General features: G+C 67.4%; 15 protein-coding genes. 13 read left to right on the top strand and 2 right to left on the bottom strand.

What is annotated here, in order from left to right:
- Window positions 1–7 precede the first annotated feature (7 nt).
- The 11 genes from ACFU5V_RS22340 to ACFU5V_RS22390 all read left to right on the top strand — a co-directional run bounded on the left by ACFU5V_RS22340 (window position 8) and on the right by ACFU5V_RS22390 (window position 13310).
- Window positions 8–823 (top strand): enoyl-CoA hydratase/isomerase family protein, encoded by an 816-nt coding sequence (locus ACFU5V_RS22340; protein WP_206008255.1) that lies wholly within the window; start codon window positions 8–10, stop codon window positions 821–823.
- Complete coding sequence (locus tag ACFU5V_RS22345; RefSeq protein WP_378701940.1) at window positions 810–2270, top strand: aldehyde dehydrogenase family protein; 1461 nt, start codon at window positions 810–812, stop codon at window positions 2268–2270. Before ACFU5V_RS22340 ends, ACFU5V_RS22345 begins: the two co-directional genes overlap by 14 nt.
- A gap of 42 nt (window positions 2271–2312) precedes the next feature.
- Window positions 2313–3197, top strand: coding sequence for an NAD(P)-dependent oxidoreductase (locus ACFU5V_RS22350; protein WP_378701942.1), 885 nt, complete (start codon window positions 2313–2315; stop codon window positions 3195–3197).
- On the top strand, window positions 3194–4009 hold the full coding sequence (locus tag ACFU5V_RS22355; protein WP_378701944.1) for an N-acyl homoserine lactonase family protein: 816 nt from the start codon (window positions 3194–3196) through the stop codon (window positions 4007–4009). The genes ACFU5V_RS22350 and ACFU5V_RS22355 overlap by 4 nt, the downstream gene beginning before the upstream one ends.
- Before the next feature lie 28 nt (window positions 4010–4037).
- Window positions 4038–5192: an acyl-CoA dehydrogenase family protein gene (locus ACFU5V_RS22360; protein ID WP_378701946.1), complete on the top strand. Its 1155-nt coding sequence runs from the start codon at window positions 4038–4040 to the stop codon at window positions 5190–5192.
- On the top strand, window positions 5189–7339 hold the full coding sequence (locus tag ACFU5V_RS22365; RefSeq protein WP_378701948.1) for an acetate--CoA ligase family protein: 2151 nt from the start codon (window positions 5189–5191) through the stop codon (window positions 7337–7339). The genes ACFU5V_RS22360 and ACFU5V_RS22365 overlap by 4 nt, the downstream gene beginning before the upstream one ends.
- A gap of 8 nt (window positions 7340–7347) precedes the next feature.
- Entirely contained in the window at window positions 7348–8919 is a 1572-nt protein-coding gene (locus ACFU5V_RS22370) for a class I adenylate-forming enzyme family protein (protein ID WP_378701950.1), read from the top strand.
- 62 nt (window positions 8920–8981) lie between these two features.
- Entirely contained in the window at window positions 8982–9794 is an 813-nt protein-coding gene (locus ACFU5V_RS22375) for an MBL fold metallo-hydrolase (RefSeq protein WP_378701952.1), read from the top strand.
- A gap of 44 nt (window positions 9795–9838) precedes the next feature.
- Window positions 9839–11392, top strand: a complete 1554-nt coding sequence (locus ACFU5V_RS22380) for a class I adenylate-forming enzyme family protein (RefSeq protein WP_378701954.1) — start codon at window positions 9839–9841, stop codon at window positions 11390–11392.
- 11 nt (window positions 11393–11403) lie between these two features.
- Window positions 11404–12288, top strand: coding sequence for an acyl-CoA thioesterase domain-containing protein (locus tag ACFU5V_RS22385; protein ID WP_378701956.1), 885 nt, complete (start codon window positions 11404–11406; stop codon window positions 12286–12288).
- Window positions 12285–13310, top strand: a complete 1026-nt coding sequence (locus tag ACFU5V_RS22390) for an NADPH:quinone oxidoreductase family protein (protein ID WP_378701958.1) — start codon at window positions 12285–12287, stop codon at window positions 13308–13310. The genes ACFU5V_RS22385 and ACFU5V_RS22390 overlap by 4 nt, the downstream gene beginning before the upstream one ends.
- An 80-nt stretch (window positions 13311–13390) precedes the next feature.
- Here the strand turns inward: ACFU5V_RS22390 and ACFU5V_RS22395 are convergent, their stop codons facing one another.
- On the bottom strand, window positions 13391–14494 hold the full coding sequence (locus tag ACFU5V_RS22395) for an XdhC family protein (protein WP_378701960.1): 1104 nt from the start codon (window positions 14492–14494) through the stop codon (window positions 13391–13393).
- Between the two features lie 183 nt (window positions 14495–14677).
- On the opposite strand from ACFU5V_RS22395, the gene ACFU5V_RS22400 reads away from it, so the two are divergent.
- On the top strand, window positions 14678–15865 hold the full coding sequence (locus ACFU5V_RS22400; RefSeq protein WP_378701962.1) for a CaiB/BaiF CoA transferase family protein: 1188 nt from the start codon (window positions 14678–14680) through the stop codon (window positions 15863–15865).
- Window positions 15866–15883: 18 nt separating this feature from the next.
- On the opposite strand, the gene ACFU5V_RS22405 is transcribed toward ACFU5V_RS22400, so the two are convergent.
- Complete coding sequence (locus ACFU5V_RS22405; RefSeq protein WP_378701964.1) at window positions 15884–17245, bottom strand: amidase; 1362 nt, start codon at window positions 17243–17245, stop codon at window positions 15884–15886.
- Window positions 17246–17387: 142 nt separating this feature from the next.
- Between ACFU5V_RS22405 and ACFU5V_RS22410 the strand changes: the two genes are divergently transcribed.
- A complete protein-coding gene (locus ACFU5V_RS22410) occupies window positions 17388–18560 on the top strand; it encodes an MFS transporter (protein WP_378701966.1) in 1173 nt (390 codons plus the stop codon).
- The last annotated feature ends 39 nt before the right edge of the window (window positions 18561–18599 follow it).

Raw genomic sequence — 18599 nt, forward strand, 5'->3', positions numbered from 1 at the left:
ACGCCCCATGTTGTCCACTTATGAGCAGTTCTCCAGTCTGAAGTTCGAGAACAACCACCCCGGCGTGCTCGAGCTCGTCTTCGACGGGCCCAACCTCAACGCCGTGACCGAAGACCAGCACCGCGAACTCGCCCTCATCTGGCAGGTCATCGACCGCGACCCGCAGGTCCGGGTGGTCCTCGTGCACGGTGTGGGCAAGGCGTTCTCCGCAGGCGGCAGCTTCGACATGGTCGAGGCGCAGATCGCCGACCACAGGATCAACATGCGCGTCATGCAGGAGGCCCGAGACCTGTACTACAACATCATCGGTTGCTCGAAGCCCATCGTCTCGGCCATCCACGGACCCGCCGTCGGGGCCGGGCTCGTCATCGCACTGATGGCCGACATCTCGGTCGCCGCCACAGACGCACGCATCATCGACGGCCACACCCGACTCGGTGTCGCCGCCGGAGACCATGCCGCCGCCGTCTGGCCGCTCCTGTGCGGCATCGCGAAATCGAAATACCTCCTGATGACCTGCCGCGAGGTCTCCGGGCAGGACGCCGAGCGGGCGGGACTGGTCTCCCTCACCGTCGACAAGGAGCAGCTGCTCGACACCGCCACGACCATCGCCAAAGACCTCGCGGACGGCGCACAGGATGCCATCCGATGGACCAAACAGGCGATCAATGGCTGGTACCGCCAGGCCGGGCCGATCTTCGACGCATCCCTCGGCCTCGAGTTCCTCGCCTTCAACGGCCCCGACGTCGCCGAAGGCGTTGCCTCCCATCGCGAGCGCCGCGCCCCGAACTTCACCCCGAATGCCTCCCATGAACTCGCCTGAGGCCACGGTGTTGCCCGACGTCCTGACCGCCGTCATCGGCGGGAAGTGGACGGCGGCAGCAACCGACGCGACAATCCACGACGTCCACGACCCGGCCACCGAACAGGTCATCGCACGGTTCGCGCAGACCACGGCGCAGCAGGTCGACGAGGCCGTCCGCAACGCCCACGACGCGTGGCGAGGCTGGGCCGCGACCGCACCGGTCGAACGCGGACGCGTGCTCGCTCGGCTCGCCGACACCGTCCGCGCTCACGCAGACATGCTGGCCGCCCTGGAGTCCGCCGACACCGGGAAGCCCATCTCCCAGGCACGCGGCGACATCGCCGTCACCGCGCGCTACCTCGAGTACTACGCCGGTGCGTGTGACAAATTCGGCGGCGAAACCATCCCACAGGCGGCAGACACCTTCGCCTACACCGTCCGCGAGTCATACGGCGTCGTCGCGCATATCACCCCCTGGAATGCCCCGCTCAGCCAGATGATGCGCGGCGTCGCACCGTGTCTCGCCGCCGGGAACACGGTGGTCGTCAAGCCGTCCGAGCTGACACCACTCACGACCAGTCTCGTCGCGATCCTCATGGTCGAGGCCGGTCTTCCGGCCGGGGTGTGCAACATCGTCCTCGGCGACGGACCTGCTGTCGGTAGCCCCCTGGTCGGGCACGAACTGGTCCGGCACATCGCGTTCACCGGATCGGTGGCAGCGGGCCAGAGCGTGGGACGTGTGGCTGCGGAGCGAATCGTCGGCGCCCATCTCGAGCTCGGTGGAAAATCGCCCACGATCGTCTGTGCCGACGCCGACCTCGGGCGTGCTGCGAAGGCCGGAGCCCTTGCCGTGATTCGGAACTCGGGCCAATCTTGTTTCGCCACCACGCGGTTGTTCGTCCATCGTGCGGTCCACGACGAATTCGTCGAACGGGTCGCCGCCGAGATGCAAGGGCTGTCCGTCGGCCCCGGTGCCGACGATCCCGATCTCGGACCGCTCGTGTCGGCTGCTCAACGCGACCGGGTCCTCGGGATCGTGGAACAGGCCCGAGCGAACGGTGCGGAGATCATCGTCGGCGGCCACCGTCCCACCGGCCGGGACACGGGATTCTTCGTGATGCCGACCCTCGTCGCGTCCGTGACGAACGACATGGCGATCGCCCAGCAGGAAGTGTTCGGCCCGGTGCAGTCCGTCATCGCATTCGACGATCTCGGCGAGGCGATCGCGCAGGCGAACGACACACCGTACGGCCTGTCGGCGGGTGTCTTCACTTCCGACATCGGCCGGGCACATCGAGTGGCCCGGGAACTGCAGGCCGGCCAGGTGCAGATCAACCGCTATGCCGGGGCGGGCGTCGAGATCCCGTTCGGCGGATACAAAGCCAGCGGCATCGGCCGGGAAAAGGGCACCGAGGCACTGCTCGGCTACACACAGGTCAAGAGCGTGATCGTCGCGCTCGACTGAGCGGCGAGACGCGACGAAAAGATCGTAGGGAAGGAAACCAACATGAGCAGCAAGCGCACTCTCGGATTCGTCGGACTCGGCGTCATGGGAGGCCCGATGAGTATCAACTTGGTGACCCGATCGGGCCACGAGATGATCGCCTTCGATCTGAGCACCGAGTCGCTGGACCGAGTGGTCGACGCCGGCGCGAAGCGGGGCGCGAGCGTGGTCGACGTCGCCGAGCAGGCCGACATCGTCTTCCTCTCGCTCCCCAGCATCGTCCAGGTGGAAGCCGTCGCAGCGGAACTCCTGTCCGCAACCAACCCACCGAAGATCATCGTCGACATGAGCACGAGCGATGTGACCCGGACGCGTGCGCTCGGGGCGCTGGTAGACAAGGACGGCGTCGAATTGGTCGACGCGCCGGTGGCCCGGTTGCGGCAGGCCGCCAAGGACGGCACCCTGCTGATCACCGTCGGCGCCACGCCGGAACGGTTCACCGACCTGCAACCGCTGTTGTCCTGCATGGGATCCGACATCGTCCATGCCGGCGCACTCGGCAGCGGGCAGGTCATCAAGATCCTCAACAACATGGTGGTCTTCCAGACCGTCAACGCGCTCGCGGAGGCCCGTGCCATCGGTACCGCGGCAGGGGTGGACCCGAAGTTGCTGTTCGAGACGCTCACCCTCGGATCCGCGGACAGCTTCGTCCTGCGCAAGTCGGCGCTGAGTACCCTCGCCGTCGACAGCTTCCCGGTCAAGACGTTCCCGACCGTGTACGCCATCAAGGATCTGAATCTGGCGCTCCAGCTCGCCCGCGACGAGGGCGTCCCCACCGCCTCTGCGGATCAGACCATGAAACTGTTGGAGGCCACCCGCGACGCCGGCTACCGCGACGAGTACTACCCCGTAATGGTCAAGCTCATCGACGGCGGCACGCGGAAATGAGCGCGACCTTCGACGTCGTCGCGATCCGGCTCGGGCATGTCGACCGGGTCGCCCGGGACAACTTCCTCGGCGACCCGCACCTCGCGGGCGCGATGCGGCTCGACTTCGACATCTGGGTCGTCCGCAACGAGGATCGGATCATCCTGGTGGACACCGGCTTCAGCCCTGAAGCCGGAGAGCGTCGCGGTCGAGTGCTGGAGCGTCGCCCGGCGGACGCTCTGCGCGAGTTGGGAATCGCGCCCGACGAGGTCACCGACATCGTCGTCACGCACCTGCACTACGACCATGCCGGCAATCTCGGAGACTTCCCCGGCGCTGACATCTGGATCCAGGGTGCCGAGGTCGCGTACGCGACCGGCAACAGCATGCGGCACCGGCAATTATCTCACTTCTTCGACGTGGACGACGTATGCGACATCGTGCGCCGAACCTTCGACGGCCGAGTCCGCCAGATCGACGGTCGCCACGTAGTGACCGACGGAGTCGAACTGCACCCGGTCGGCGGACACACCCCCGGCCTGCAGGTGGTTCGGGTGCGCACCGAACGCGGGTGGGTCGTGCTCGCCTCCGACGCGCTCCACTACTACGCAAACCTCGAACTACGGAACCCGTTCCCGGCGATCGTCGACGTACCCGCGATGCTCGACGCCTTCGACACCGTCCTGCAACTCGCCGACGGACCCGATCATGTGGTGCCGGGCCACGACCCCGCCGTCATGGAACGGTTCGGCACGGTCTCCGGCGATCTTCCCGGCGGGATGGTCGCGCTGCACCGACAGCCCACGCCCCACCCCGCACCCGCACAGCACTGACTCACCGCACAACACAGGAGATTTCGCCGTGGACTTCCGCCTTCCCGATGACATCGAGGACTTCCGCGCCTCCGTCTCGGCGTTTGCAGCCAAGACGCTCGCGCCGGGTGCCCTCGCCAGGGCGCACGCTCCCGAATTTCCCTGGGACGTCGCCGCGCAGATGGGGCAGCAAGGGCTGCTCGGACTGACCATCCCCGAGGACAAGGGCGGACAGGGCGCCTCGCTGCTCGCCGCTGTCGTCGCCATCCAAGCTGTCGCAGCGCACTGCCCGCGATCGGCGGACGTCGTCCAGGCAGGCAACTTCGGCGCGATCCGAACCTTCGCCGAGTACGCGTCGCCCGAGCAGCGTGAGAAGTACCTGCCGAACCTGCTGGCTGGGAGGTCGGTCATCGGACTGAGCATGACCGAGCCCGAGGCAGGCTCGGCGGTGACGGACCTGCAGACAACCGCAATCCGTAAGGACAACGGGTTCGTCATCAACGGCACCAAGGTGTTCGGAACCCACAGTGCGGACGCCTCGGTGTACCTGGTGTACGTGCGATTCGGCCCGGGTGTGGGGGGCATCGGCTCGGTGCTCATCGACGCAGGCACTCCCGGTCTGACCGTCGGGGAACCGTCGATGTTCATGAACGGTGAGCATTGGTGCCAGCTGTACTTCGAGGACTGCTTCGTTCCGGACGCTCAGGTCCTTCTCGGCGAGGGCGGCTTCAAACGGCAGATCACGGGATTCAACGTCGAGCGGCTCGGGAACGCCTCCCGATCGCTGGCTGTCGGACGCTATGCCTTCGATACCGCCGTGCGGCATGTCACCGAGCGCGAACAGTTCAGCCGTCCCCTCGCCGAATTTCAGGGGCTGCAGTGGATGTTCGCAGAGCGCGCGGTCGCGCTCGAGTCCGCCCAACTGCTCCTGCACCGTGCTGCCGCCGTCGGCGACGGTGACCTTCCGACCGCCTACGACACCGCTGTCGCGAAGTACGCGGCCAACGAAGCCGGATTCGGCGCCGCAGACCTCGCCGTTCAGGCGATGGGTGGTATCGGGTTCAGCGAAGAATCACTGGTCGAATACTGCTTCCGGCGAACCCGTGGCTGGAAGATCGCCGGTGGTTCCACCGAGATCCTCAAGAACCGCATCGCGGAGACCGTCTTCGATCGCCGGTTCAGCCAGAGGGCGGGCACGCGATGAGTCCCGATGCCGGCGAACGCCTCTACCACGCACTCATGCAGCCGCAGACCGTCGCGATCGTGGGAGCCTCCGACGATCCGGCCAAGACCACCTCGCGCCCTCTCCGCAATCTTGCCGACAGCGACTGGCCAGGGACCGTCTACGTCGTCAACCCGAACCGCGACACCGTCGCGGGTCACAGAGCGTACGACAGCCTGGCCGATCTGCCCGCCGTCCCGGACCACGTCTTCGTGCTTACCGGCGCGGATCCGGCGATCGAGGCCGCGCGTGAGTGCTCCCGGATCGGCATTCCGGTGGTGACGATCATGGCCGACGGTTTCGTGGGCGGTTCGGTGGATGCCCGCCGACGGATGACGTCACTCGAGGAGGTTGCCGCCGCCGGGCGGACCCGTGTCCTGGGCCCCAGCAGTCTCGGAGTGGTCAGCACTTCCCAGCGACTCGTCCTGACCGCGAATGCCGCCTTTTCCGAGCCCTTGCCGATGGGTGGGGGGATCTTCGTCGCGTCCCAGTCGGGTAGTGCCATAGGTGCGTTGGCCTCACGCGGCAAGGACGAGGGAATAGCCTTCCACTCCATGGTCTCCACCGGCTCCGAAATCGACCTGTCGTTGGGCGAAGTGTGCCTCGCTTCGGTCGACGACCCCGAGGTGACGAGCTATATCCTCTTCCTCGAGAACCTCAGCCATGCGGGTGATCTCGCAGCCTTCGCGCGGGCGGCCGCCGACCGCGGGAAGCCGGTGCTGGCATACAAGCTCGGGCGCTCGGATGCGGCTGCCGAACTGGCTGTCTCCCACACCGGCGCCCTCGCGGGAGATGATGCGATAGCCGATGCGGCGCTCCACGACCTCGGCATCACCCGCGTGCGCACCTTCGACGCGCTCCTCGAGGCGCACCCCCTGGCTCGCCGCGCCCGGACCCTCGGAGCTGCGCGTTCGGCTCCGCGGGTGGCCGTCGTGTCCACCACCGGCGGTGGCGGGGCGATGATGGTGGACTGCCTGGCAATGGCCGGCGCCGAACCGACCCGGCCGAGCGAGCAGACCCGAGCCCGGCTCGCCGACGCCGGCATCGATGCAGGGGGTGGCACCCTCGTCGACCTCACCCTGGCGGGAACTCGATACGAGGTGATGAAGTCCGCACTCGACATCCTGCTCGCAGCCCCCGAGTTCGATGCCGTCGTGGCGGTCCCGGGTTCGTCTGCCCGCTTTCATCCGGAGCACGCCGTCAAGCCGATCGTCGACGCCGCAGGAGGCGACAAGGCCCTCGTTGCGTTCGTCGTACCCTCCGCGCCGGATGCGCTACGCATGCTTCGTGACTGCGGGATCAGCGCCTTCCGGTCCCCGGAGTCCTGCGCCGACGCGATCGTTTCGGTATTCGCTTCCAGGGCACCCCGGATGGCGGCACTCTCTCCCGTTCCGGCACCGACGACGACGAACGTCCTCGACGAGCAATCCTCGTACGGGGTGTTCACCGACTTGGGTATCCCATACGCCCCGTTCGCGGTTCTCGACACGGCAGGACCCTTCGACGAGATCCCGGTGGCCACACCCGCCGCGGTGAAGATTCATGCCGCCGGACTGGCTCACAAATCAGACCTGGGTGGCGTCGTCCTCGGAGTCGAGGACACCGCCGGGTTGACGTCCGCCGTCGACACCATCGTCTCGTCGGTGCGGCGAACCGACCCCACCGTGCCGACCGACCAGATTCTCGTGCAGCAGATGATCCGAGGTCTCGGCGAGGCCCTCATCGGGTTCCGGGTCGACCCGGATGTCGGCCCGATCGTGCTTCTCGCCGCGGGCGGAGTGCTGGCCGAACTCCACCAGGACCGCGGCGTCCGTCTCGCACCCGTCGATCCGGCCACGGCCCAGGAGATGATCGACGAGGTGACCGCGTTCCGTGCACTCGCCGGTTTCCGCGGCCTCCCCAAGGGGGACCTCACGGCGTTGCGTGACGCCGTGGTCGCAGTGTCGCGCGCCGCCGATCTGGTCGACTCCGGTGTGGTCGAACTCGAAGCGAACCCGGTGATGGTGTGTGCCGAAGGGCAGGGTGTGTTCGCGGTCGACGCCGTTGTCCGGATCGCACAACCCGATCGTCCCCATGCCACTCGGTCGACCCCCGCCGTTATTGTGACCGCCGGTAACGTAGGACCGTAGGAGTTCCCATGGACATCAACCACATCGTGGATTCACCTTTCCGGGCGCTGCCGCGGGGCGACAAGAGCGCCCCCGCGGTGTCGATCGACGGAACAACATGGTGGACCTACGCCGATCTCCGCGCCCGCCGCGATTGCTACGTGACAGCGCTCAGGGACGCCGGGGTCGTCAAGGGCGACCGGGTCGGAATCATCCTGCTGAACTCCCTCGACTACGTCGCCCTGTACTTCGCGATCGCCCGCATCGGCGCAATCGCCGTCCGCCTGAATTTCCGGCTCGCTCCCGCGGAACTGTCCTTTCTCATCGAGGACTCGGGGAGCGAGGTGGTCTTCTTTCACTCCAGCCGCAGTGACCAGCTGGAGCCGGTTCGCGGTGACCTCTCGGTCCGGACCTGGTTCTGCCTCGAGGACGACGACACTCCGGTACCCGAATGGGCCATGGAACCCGACCTCACCTGCCCCGATCACGGTGTCGACGATCTTCCGCGACCGGCCGGAAATGATCCGGTCATGATCATGTACACCTCCGGAACGACCGGCCGACCGAAAGGGTCGGTATGGACCCATGACAATGTCATGTGGTTCGCCACCATCCAGGCCATGCAGTGGGGCTTCACCTCTGAGACCGTGACGTTGACGACCGGTCCGCTCTACCACGCAGGCGCCTTCGAGTGCTTCACCCTGCCGGCGCTCATGGTCTACGGGAAGGCCGTGATCATGTCCAGCGGCGGAATGTCCGCTGAGCGCATCGCGGGCACGATCGAGGCCGCGCAGGTCACCCACGCGCTGCTCTACCCGTTCCTCATCTACGACCTGATCGCGATGGGAGCCGGCGAACTCCGCAAACTCGACCCCCTCGAGCTCATCATGTCCGGCGGTGATCCGTTGCAAGCGTGGGCGATCGACGCGTTGAGCGAACACCTGCCCCACGCGGTTCTCAACAAGGGATTCGGCCTTACCGAGGGCGGCGGACAGTCCGCAGTCCTCGTGCAGGAGTTCAGCCGGAGCCACGCCCACACTGTCGGCCGGCCGCTGCCCCTCACCGAGATTCGCGTGGTGGCATCCGACGACGTCGATGCCGCAGCCGGTGAAGTGGGGGAGATCTGGGTCAGGTCGCCCGCCATTTCCGGGCTGTACTGGAATCGCCCGGAAGCCACGAAGGCGACGTTCGTCCACGGCTGGTGTCGGACCGGTGACCTCGGGCAGATCAGTGAGGACGGCTTCCTGCTGGTCAGCGGTCGCAGCAAGGACATGATCCGCAGCGGCGGCGAGAACATCTATCCCGCGGAGATCGAGGCGGCGCTCGCCCATCATCCGGGTGTCGCTGCCGTCGCCGTAGTGGGTGTCCCCGACAGCAAGTACCTGGAGGTGGGCTGCGCGGTCATCGTCCCCGCCGCGGACTCCGGCCCGGTGGACGAACTCGAGTCCTCCGTCCGGGACATGGTCGCCGCGCGGCTGGCCAAGTACAAGTGCCCCCGCCACTACGCGTTCGTCGACGCACTGCCTGTGAGCCCCGCCGGAAAGATCCTCAAGCGCGAACTGCGCGACACCTACGCATCCATCGCGGGCTCGGCTTCCTGACATCGGTCCGGCCCGTTCCACTGAACGCTGCCGGAATTACTGTGCAAGAAAGGTATTGGAAAATGCACTTCGGAGACATTGAAGTCCTGCCCGTTCTCGACGGGATCGGCCGCGAGGACCCGAACCACATCCTCACCCGGCCGGGCGTCGACGACCCCTGGTCGAGTAAGGCAGAAGCCCTCGACGAGCAGGGTGTTCTCGACTTCGACATCGGCGGCTTCCTCATCCGGACCGGTGAGCGCGTCGTTGTCGTCGACACCGGAGTGGGCACCATCGATGACAAGTTGCTCGGACACGGGGGCCGGTACACCGGCGGCAAGTTCCTCGACTCCCTGCGCGCCCACGGGGTGGCGCCCGAAGAGGTGACGGACGTCCTGCTCACCCACCTGCACTTCGATCACGTGGGTTGGACGACCCAGAAGGGGCAGGTCGTCTTTCCGGGTGCCACCTATCGTGCGCATCGCCTCGACTGGGAACACTTCGTCGACGCTCCGCACGCCAGCCCCGGTGCCGTGCGCAAGCTCTCGCCCATCGCCGACCAGCTCGAGCTGTTCGACCAGGACATCACCCTGGCCCCGGGCGTGGACGCTCTGCACAGCCCCGGACACACACCCGGTTCGACCGTGTTCGTCGTCTCGGGTGAGAGCCGGCGGGGGTATCTCCTGGGTGACGTCGTGCATTCGACCGTCGAGCTCGAGGAACCGGACTGGCGGGCCATCTTCGACGAGGATCCCGAGCTCGCCTCCCAGACCCGCAACCGGCTCGCCGACGAGCTCGCCGCCAGTGGGGAGCTGGTCGCCGGGGCGCACTTTCCCGGCCTCAATTTCGGGCGGATGGTGCTGACCGACGGGCAGCGCCGATTCTCCGCCCTCTGAGGGGCTCGGTGTCATGATCTTCAGGAAGCATTGAAAGGACGACGATGGTCACCTACGGGGAGCAACTCACCATCGGGCAGATTCCGCACCTGCACGCCCAGTCGCACCTGCTCCGCCACAAGACTGCGATCGTCGAAGGCGAAACCCGCCTCACCTGGTCGGACGTGAGCGAGCGTACGGCGAGACTGGCCAACGGGCTGGCGAGACTGGGCGTACACAAGGGCACGAAGGTGGCGGTGATTCTCACCAATCGTGCGCAGTACGTCGAGATCGTCTATGCGGTTGCCGGGCTGGGTGCGGCCGTCGTACCGATCAGCTATCGGTTCACGCCGGGGGAGATCGAGTACGCGGTCCGTCACAGCGATGCCGAGGTGGTCATCGTGGACGGATATCTCACCGGCACGTTCGCCGCCGCCCACGAGACTCTGCCGCACATTCCCGCCGACCACGTCCTCCTCGTCGCGGGGAAGGACGAGTCATCCGGCTATCTCGACTACGAGACAGTGCTCGCCGGATCGTCGACGGACGTCGAGTATCTGGACATGGATGAATGGGACGTCTATCACCTGGCATTCACCGGAGGCACCAGCGGCCCTCCCAAGGTCTGTGAGATCCCGCAGCGGATCGCCCGGCAGGGGTGGTACGACATCACCGTCGAGGTAGGCAACCGCGCAAACGACGTCACCGTCCTCGCCGGGCCCTTCTACCACGGCCTCGGGTTCACCTGGGGGCTCCAGCAGCTCATGGTCGGCGGAACGATCGTCATGCTCCGGGAATTCAACGCACGCGAACTCCTGCAGACCATCGAACGTGAACATGTGTCGTTCATCCCCATGGTCCCGACGATGTTCGAGATGCTCCTCGAGGTGCCCGACCGGGCGTCGTTCGACATCGGGTCGGTACGCCGGCTGATGTCGGCCGGATCGCCCCTGCTCACCGCGACCAAGGAGCGTCTGCTCGAGTACTTCCCCGCTGCGGGACTCTACGAGCTCTACGGCTCGACGGAGGCGGGCTTCTTCAGCATCCTCAAGCCGGAGGACCAGCTCCGCAAGGAGCGCTCGGCGGGCCTGCCGTATTTCGGATGCGAATTGCGGATCCTCGATCCCCGCGGTGAGGACGTCCCCGTGGGAACGGTGGGGCAGATCTACAAGCGGGGACCGGGGCTGGGAGTGCGGTACTACAAGAACCCGGGGGCCACCGAGGACCAGTTCCTCGGGGATTGGATCTCGAGCGGGGACCTCGGCCGGTTCGACGAAGAGGGTTACCTCTATGTGGTCGACCGGGCCAAGGACATGATCATCTCGGGCGGAGTGAACATCTTTCCCACCGAGATCGAGGATGTACTCGTCAAGCATCCGGACGTCGTCGAAGCCGCCGTCATCGGTCGTCCCGACCCCAAGTGGGGCGAGATCGTCACCGCGTATGTCGTGACCAGGGACAAGATTCCGATCCCGACAGACGAACTCGATGCCCTGTGCCGGGAGAAGCTCGCCGGCTACAAGAAGCCGCGCTTGTATATCGCACTCGACGCACTGCCGAAGAACGCTTCCGGCAAGCTCCTCAAGCGTGTGCTCAAATCGGAGGGGGGACACGAGTGAGACGTGATGACGTGACGACGAACGTGGGCGTGTCGGGATACTTCCGTCGTTGCCCCGGTGCGGAATTCGAGAAGCTGACGCCCTTGCCGGTGGCACTGAGCGGGTGGGGCAGCGAGCACATGCGGGGCAGTGCCGTCACCGGCGCCCTGGCGCGATCGGCGGAGAATGAGGGCCGAGCGCGCCGGGACCTCCGACCGGTCAGGTTTACTGCTGATCTTCAGAGGGCGGCGACGATGGCGCCGGTGTCGACCAGGTCGACCGTCGTCCGCGAGGGCGGTCGTTTGTTGCTCGTGGACAGTGAATTCCTTCAGAACGGTCACGTCATGGCGCGCGCTCGCACGCTGTTTCTGCCGACGACCCAGCGAGTGGTCGCCGATCCACCCTGGTCGCCCGATCGGTCCCCGAGCATGCCACCCGCCGGCCTGCGGCCGTCCACCGACGAGGGACGCCTGTTCTTCAGCGAGGAGCATGGATGGAGCGCCGACGCGGCCGCTCACCAAAACTCGGAGCGAAAACAACTCTGGTGCAAAAGCATCCCGGTCGTGGAGGGCGAGAGCGTATCGCCGTTCCAAGCTTCCGCCACCGCCGCGGACCTGACCAATCTCGTCACCCACTGGGGTGCCGGCGGCGTCCGCCACATCAACGCCGACGTCACGCTCACCCTGGCCAGATTCCCCGATGGGCAGTCCCTGGGCCTGTCTGCGACTGGTCGAGTCGGAGCGGGCGCCATTTCGGTAGGTACGGCCGAAATATACGACCATCTAGGGGTATTCGGGCACACCTCAGTGTCCACGGCCCTGCAATCCGGTCGTCCGGTGGACACCATCACCCAGCTCATGCGGGGTAGCCGGATTGAATTGTCCTCGGGTCGTCACGGAAGGACGGAGTACGCATGACCGCGTCGAGTCGATCAGGTGTCACGGCCCTTCGAGTCCACCGCTATCAGGAAAACCCGATCGTCGCAGTGGACGAGATCCCCTCTCCGACATGGGGACCCCACGATGTGGTGGTGGCACCCCGAGCAGCGGCTCTCCACGTTGCCGACCTGCTGATGATGAAGGGTGAATACCAGGTTCGGCCTGAACTTCCCTTCGTCCCGGGAATGGAGGCGGCAGGACTGGTGATCGAGGTGGGCGACGAGGTCAGCCACGTCGCCCGCGGCGACAGGGTTCTCGCCGTGATGGCCCAGGGAGCGATTGCCGGCGCCGCAGTGGTGCCTGGGGCGCAGGTCGCAAGGATCCCGGATTCGATGACCTACTCCGCGGCCGCGACCTTCGGAATCGCGTACTTCACCGCATACGCGGCCATACATTTTCGAGCAGGTGTACGCGCAGGTGAGACCGTCCTGGCCACCGGTGCGCGAGGTGGCGTCGGCCGCGCCTGCGCCCAACTCGCCACGGCAATGGGGGCGACGGTCGTGGCTGTCTCCCGCGACGCAGAAAAGGCTCGTCCGGAACTACGCGAGTGCGTCGACAACGTGGTGGAAGCGGACGAGGAGACGGTCGTCGATGCGGTGAAGCGCGTGACCGGTGGTCGCGGCGCCGATGTCGTCATCGATGTGGTCGGTGGACGGTTGCTGAGTCAACTCGTTCGCGCCACGGCCTGGGAGGGCAGGATCGTAATCGTGGGGTTCGCAGCGGGCGCACCCGAACCCATCAAGCCCGGACATCTCCTCGTGAAGAATGTCTTGGTGGCCGGCCTTCAATCGACCGACTATTGGACTCGTAGCCCAGACAGGCTCCGAGCCGCTCTCGGCGAGCTGCTGGCGCTTGTCGACACCGGCGCCCTGTCAGTCCCAGAACCCCGAGAGTTCCGTCTCGGAGAGATCGACGTCGCGATGCGTGCCTTGGCAGAGGGATCGTCTCGGCGAAGTGTCGTGATCCTTGTCGGGCAGGATGAGACGAGCGGGGCGAGATAGAGCTGAACCGGATCGACGAGCAGGCCGTCCGCGCCTTCGATTACGGTGAGTGACGGTGCATCGTCGGCGGCAGTACCAGGTCATGCGGTGCACTCGAGCGGTCGGCCGGTGCCGGCGGGGGCGTCGCGGTGGATCGGGCCGGTGAGCAGCTGGAGTTCGAGCCCCGTGGTGCCGCGGGTCGTCTTCATCATCTCGGCGAGGATCGACACCGCCGTCTCCTCCGGGGTGCGAGCACCCAGGTCGAGGCCGATCGGCGAATGCAGCCGCGCCAGCTCCGCCGCGGTCGTCCCCTGTTCGCGCAGCAGCGCGACGCGGCGCTCGTGTGTGGCGCGGCTGCCCATCGCGCCGATGTACGCCGCGTCCGATCGCAGAGCCAGCTCCAGCAGGGGAATGTCGAATTTCTCGTCGTGAGTCAGCACGGCCAGCACCGTCCGGCGGTCGACCGGTGCGGTCTCGAGGAACCGGTGCGGCCACATCACGACGACGTCGTCGGCGTCCGGGAACCGGGCACGGGTCGCGAACACGGCGCGGGCGTCGATCACGGTGACGTGGTAGCCGGCGAACGCGCCCAGCGTGCACATGGCGGCGGCGAAGTCGATGGCCCCGAAGATGTACATCCGCGGTGGCGGCGCGAAGATCTCGACCATGCACACCGTCTCCGACCGCAGCTGATACACCTGCGACTCACCGGCGTCGAGCCGCCGGCGGACGCTGTCGATGTCGGCGGCGGTCAGGTCGAGGTCGCCCACCGGCCCGTCGCCGGTGATCACGCAGCGACGGGTTCGTGATCCGTCGCCGGTCTCCGTCACGACGGCGATCGATTCGCCGCCGCGGATGCGCCGCGCCGCGTCCGCGAAACCCGGGAAGTCGTGCCCTCCGATGCGCTGGACGAACACCTCGATGGTGCCGCCGCACGTCAGTCCGACGCCGATCGCGTCGTCGTCGGCCACGCAGAACACTTCGGTGCGGCTCCGCCCGTCGGCCAGCACGTCCCGCGCCGTCTCGTACAGCGTGCTCTCGACGCACCCACCGGACACACTTCCGAGGACCTCACCGGATTCCGACACGGCCATCGCCGCGCCCGGCGCCCGCGGGGACGACTTCCAGGTGCGCACCACCGTGGCGAGCGCGAACGTCTCGCCGCGGTCGAACCACGCTTCCAGGCCCGTCAGGATGTCGCGCATCGTGTCGTCCTCCTCGGGTGCTTCTTCGGGTAGCTCACGCTAACCGGAGGCGACCGGCCGTCGCGGCACACAATGCGCCGAAATCCCCAGCGGTCGCTTGTGCATTCTCGCCATCGCTATCGGCCGGCGAGTCCGCAATTCTCGGACGGTCCCCCTTCCTTCACAGAGAACCGAGGATCCACCATGAACCAGTTGCTCAGCGGGATCCGGGTCCTCGACCTCACGCGCGCCCTCGCCGGACCGCTGTGCACGGCACTGCTGTCGGACTTCGGCGCCGACATCATCAAGGTCGAGACCCGTTACGGTGGCGACAGTTCCCGGCAGTGGCCGCCGTTCGACGGCGCCGACAGCCTGTACTTCGCCTCCGTCAACCGCGGCAAGCGTTCGGTCGCGCTCGACATGCGCAGCGAACAGGGCCGGAAACTACTGCGCCGCATCGCCGTCGGCGTGGACGTCATCGTGGAGAATTTCCGGCCAGGTGTCCTGGCGGACATGGGACTCGACCAGGAGTCGCTCGCCGCGGACAATCCCGGGGTGATCGTCATGAGTGTCAGCGGTTTCGGGCCGACCGGTCCCGAGCAGTTCTCGCCGGGCCTCGATCAGGTGGCGCAGGGCATGTCGGGCCTGATGTCGGTGACCGGTGCCGGCGACCACACGCCGATGCGCGTCGGAATCCCGATCATCGACACGGTGTCCGGTATCTATGCGGCGCTGGGCATCACGGCGGCGCTCGTGGCCCGGGGGCGAGACGGTGCGGGTCATCACGTGCAGACGTCGCTGCTCGAATCGGCGCTGTCGATCATGTCGTTCCAGGCGCAGGACTACCTGAGCACCGGACGCGTCGCGGAGCCGAACGGGAACACGCACCCGACGATCACGCCGTACGGCACATTCGACACCGCCGATTTCCCCATCATCATCGCGACCGGCTCGGACCGGCACTGGCAGTCGCTGTGCGACGTTCTCGGGGACCGCGAACTCGCCGACCGGCCCGAATACCGCACCGGGCAATCACGACTCGCACACCGGGATCGGCTCACGAAGGAATTGCTCGAACTGCTGTCCGCGCGTCCGGCCGCCGAATGGGTGACGCTGATTCGTGCGGCGGGCATCCCGTGCGGCCCCGTCCACACGATCGATCAGGCGTTCGCCGACCCGCAGGTGCAGGCCCTGAAGATGGTGCAGCCCGTGGCCACCCCGGACGGCGGTGAAGTGCCGCTGGTCCGGAGTCCGTTCTGGGTGGACGAGGAAACCCTGCCGATCTGGAATGCGCCGCCGATGGTGCTGGGGCAGGACACGGCCGAGGTGCTGGGCGAATTCGGGTTGAGCGAGGAGGACATCGAGGGCCTCCGGCGGGACCGGGTGATCTGAAGCGCGGCCGTGGTCGCCTCACAACCGGGCGGCCACGGCCAGTGCAACGTGCTCGCACCACGGCCGCGCGACCACCTGCACGCCGATCGGCAACCCGGACCGGGTGTTTCCCACCGGGACGACGACGGACGGCAGGCCCGTCACACTGATCGCGCGGCAACTCGCCAGGGCCTGAGCCCAGCTCAGCGACTGCCCGCCGACGTCGAACTGTTCTTCGCCGAGCGGGGGCGCCGGAATCGAGGCGACGGGGAGGACGAGGACGTCCCCCATCTCGCCGAGCAACCGGTGCACCATTTCCGATCGCCGTGCCCACAGCCGCTCGACCCCGCGCCGGTCCACGTCCCGTGCGTCGGCGATCATCGCGGCGATGTTCGCCCCGAAGCCGGTGCCGAGTTCTGCTATGTCGGTGTGAGTTTCGACGGACCGCAACGTCCCGAACAGGTCGTTCCCCTCCGACAGCGCCGCACCCCGGTACGGACGGGCGCCGAGTTGCCGGGCGACACCGGCGACGGCCCCGACGATCTCCTCGTCCACCGGGACGGTCCCCTCACCGGGCGCCCACGTGACGTCGAGACGTGAGAGGTCCACCGTGCCCGGGTCGGTCCACCGGTAGTGCCGGGACGAGAGCACCCGCAGCACGAGGGCGGCGTCGTCCAGCGTCCGCGCCATCGGACCGATCGTCTGCAGCGTGCCGTGCATGGTCGCCGGATTGGTCAGCAGGTGATCGCCCGACGGGACGCCGGGATACTGGCCGTCGGGGTCGACCCGGCCGACGGTCGGGCGGACCGACCGCAGTCCCGTGCAGTGCGCGGGCCAGCGCACCGAACCGCCGAAGTCGGTGCCGAGACCGACCACGCTCATCCCGGACGCGATCGCCGCCGCCTCGCCGCCGCTCGAACCGCCGGGCGAGCGGGCGATACCGTCGGGCCGGAGCGGGTTCACGGTGTACCCGAACAGGTCGTTGTGCGTGAGGCCGCTCGCCCCGAACTCCGGGGTGTTCGTCTTGCCGACGAGGATCGCGCCGGCCGCCCTCATCGCGGCCACCGCGGGCGCGTCGACAGAAGGCACGTTGTGCTCGAGCGCCCGCGATCCCGCCGTCGTCCGGACACCCGCGGTCGCGATGAGGTCCTTCACCGTGAACGGCACCCCGGCCAGCGGTCCGACGTCCTCACCTCGGCCGATCCGGGTGTCGAGGTCGTCGGCGGCCCGGATCGCCTGGTCCTCGGCGACGCTGACGACGGCGTTCAGCTCCGGGTTGCGGGCCTTGATGTGCGCCAGGTGGTCGTCGAGCACCTCGCTCGCGGACACCTCCCGGTTCGCCACGGCGCGGGCGATCGTCCGGGCGTCCGAGCCGACCCAGCTGCCGTCGTTACCCCACACATGTCCTCCTCGGCTCGTGTTCAGGGGTCGACGCTAGACATCCCCAGACCCGCCGCACACGGCCAGTGTCCACAGGAATGCGGCGCCCGACCTGTGAAGAGTTGATACTTCGCCGAGCTACCGGTTCTGGGAGGATCGGATAATGCTCTCGCCCTGGGTCCGCCTTGCCGTCGCGCTGTTCGCGGTCAGCTGGGGAGCCAACCAGTTCGCCCCGATGCAGCTGGTCTACCGCGAACACCTGGGGCTCGGGAGCGGTTCGTTCACCGCGATGCTCGCGTCGTATGTCGTCGGGCTGATCCCTGCGCTGCTGTACTTCGGGCGCGTGTCCGACCGGTTCGGCCGGCGAGCGGTGATCCGTCCGATGATCCCCGTCGGCATCGTCTCCTCCCTCGTCCTGATCGCGGGCGCCGCCGTCCCCGACCTGCTCTACCTGGGCCGGGTGCTGGCCGGACTCGCGTCCGGCATGGCGTTCGGCGCCGGCACCGCCTGGATGAAGGAACTCAGCTCCACGTCGCCGGCCGGGGCGGGTGCACGCCGCGCCGCCATGTCCTTGTCGGCGGGCTTCGGCTGCGGAGCGCTGTTCGCCGGCGTGATCGCGCAGTGGCTCCCCGCCCCGGAACTGCTCCCGTATCTGGTGCACATCGTGTTGATGGTCGGTGCCCTGGCGTTGGTGTGGTCGGTGCCCGATGCGCGCGCCCGGGCGACGGACCTCGTCGCCAAGCCCCTGTCGGCGCTCGCGACCTCCCGGTTCCGGTGGGGCATCGCGCCGTGGGCGCCGTGGGTGTTCGGGGTGGCGACCGTGTCGTTCGCGACGCTGCCGCCGCTCGTCTCCGAGTCGCTGCGCTCCACCTCGGTGGCGTTCACCGGTCTCGTCGCGGCACTGACCCTGATCACCGGGGCGGTGATCCAGCCGTGGGCCAAGCGGTGGTCGCAGCAGGACGACGCCACCGGGATCCGGGTCGGCATCGTGCTCGGGGTGCTGGGTTTCGGCGCCGCGACCGTGGTCGCGTATGCGCACGGTGCGCTGCCGGTGGTCGCGATCGTCGTCGCGGCCCTCCTCCTCGGATCCTGCTACGGGATCCTGCTCGGGTCCGGTCTCGCATCCGTCGAGAAGCTGTCGCCGGAAGACGAACTCGCGCAGACGGTGGCGGTGTTCTACTGCCTGATCTACGTCGGCTTCGCCGTTCCGTTCGTCATCTCACTCCTCGCCCCGCACGTCGGCTACGCCGCCTGCTTCGCGGGGGCGGCACTGCTGATGCTGGCGTCCGTGGCCGTGGGCCGCAAGGCGAAGGATCCGCACCTCACCCCCAGGTGAGTGGCAAAGTGTGCCCGGGCACGCTTTGCCACTCACCTG

The organism is Rhodococcus sp. NPDC057529, from assembly GCF_042802055.1.
Taxonomy (GTDB): domain Bacteria; phylum Actinomycetota; class Actinomycetes; order Mycobacteriales; family Mycobacteriaceae; genus Rhodococcus_F.

Bases quoted from the DNA above. Each gene is read 5' to 3' on its own strand.
- ACFU5V_RS22350 (WP_378701942.1), top strand. From the start codon at position 2,313: ATGAGCAGCAAGCGCACTCTCGGATTCGTCGGACTCGGCGTCATGGGA.
- ACFU5V_RS22375 (WP_378701952.1), top strand. From the start codon at position 8,982: ATGCACTTCGGAGACATTGAAGTCCTGCCCGTTCTCGACGGGATCGGC.
- ACFU5V_RS22345 (WP_378701940.1), top strand. From the start codon at position 810: ATGAACTCGCCTGAGGCCACGGTGTTGCCCGACGTCCTGACCGCCGTC.
- ACFU5V_RS22355 (WP_378701944.1), top strand. From the start codon at position 3,194: ATGAGCGCGACCTTCGACGTCGTCGCGATCCGGCTCGGGCATGTCGAC.
- ACFU5V_RS22400 (WP_378701962.1), top strand. From the start codon at position 14,678: ATGAACCAGTTGCTCAGCGGGATCCGGGTCCTCGACCTCACGCGCGCC.
- ACFU5V_RS22370 (WP_378701950.1), top strand. From the start codon at position 7,348: ATGGACATCAACCACATCGTGGATTCACCTTTCCGGGCGCTGCCGCGG.
- ACFU5V_RS22380 (WP_378701954.1), top strand. From the start codon at position 9,839: ATGGTCACCTACGGGGAGCAACTCACCATCGGGCAGATTCCGCACCTG.
- ACFU5V_RS22395 (WP_378701960.1), bottom strand. From the start codon at position 14,494: ATGCGCGACATCCTGACGGGCCTGGAAGCGTGGTTCGACCGCGGCGAG.
- ACFU5V_RS22410 (WP_378701966.1), top strand. From the start codon at position 17,388: ATGCTCTCGCCCTGGGTCCGCCTTGCCGTCGCGCTGTTCGCGGTCAGC.
- ACFU5V_RS22340 (WP_206008255.1), top strand. From the start codon at position 8: ATGTTGTCCACTTATGAGCAGTTCTCCAGTCTGAAGTTCGAGAACAAC.
- ACFU5V_RS22390 (WP_378701958.1), top strand. From the start codon at position 12,285: ATGACCGCGTCGAGTCGATCAGGTGTCACGGCCCTTCGAGTCCACCGC.
- ACFU5V_RS22365 (WP_378701948.1), top strand. From the start codon at position 5,189: ATGAGTCCCGATGCCGGCGAACGCCTCTACCACGCACTCATGCAGCCG.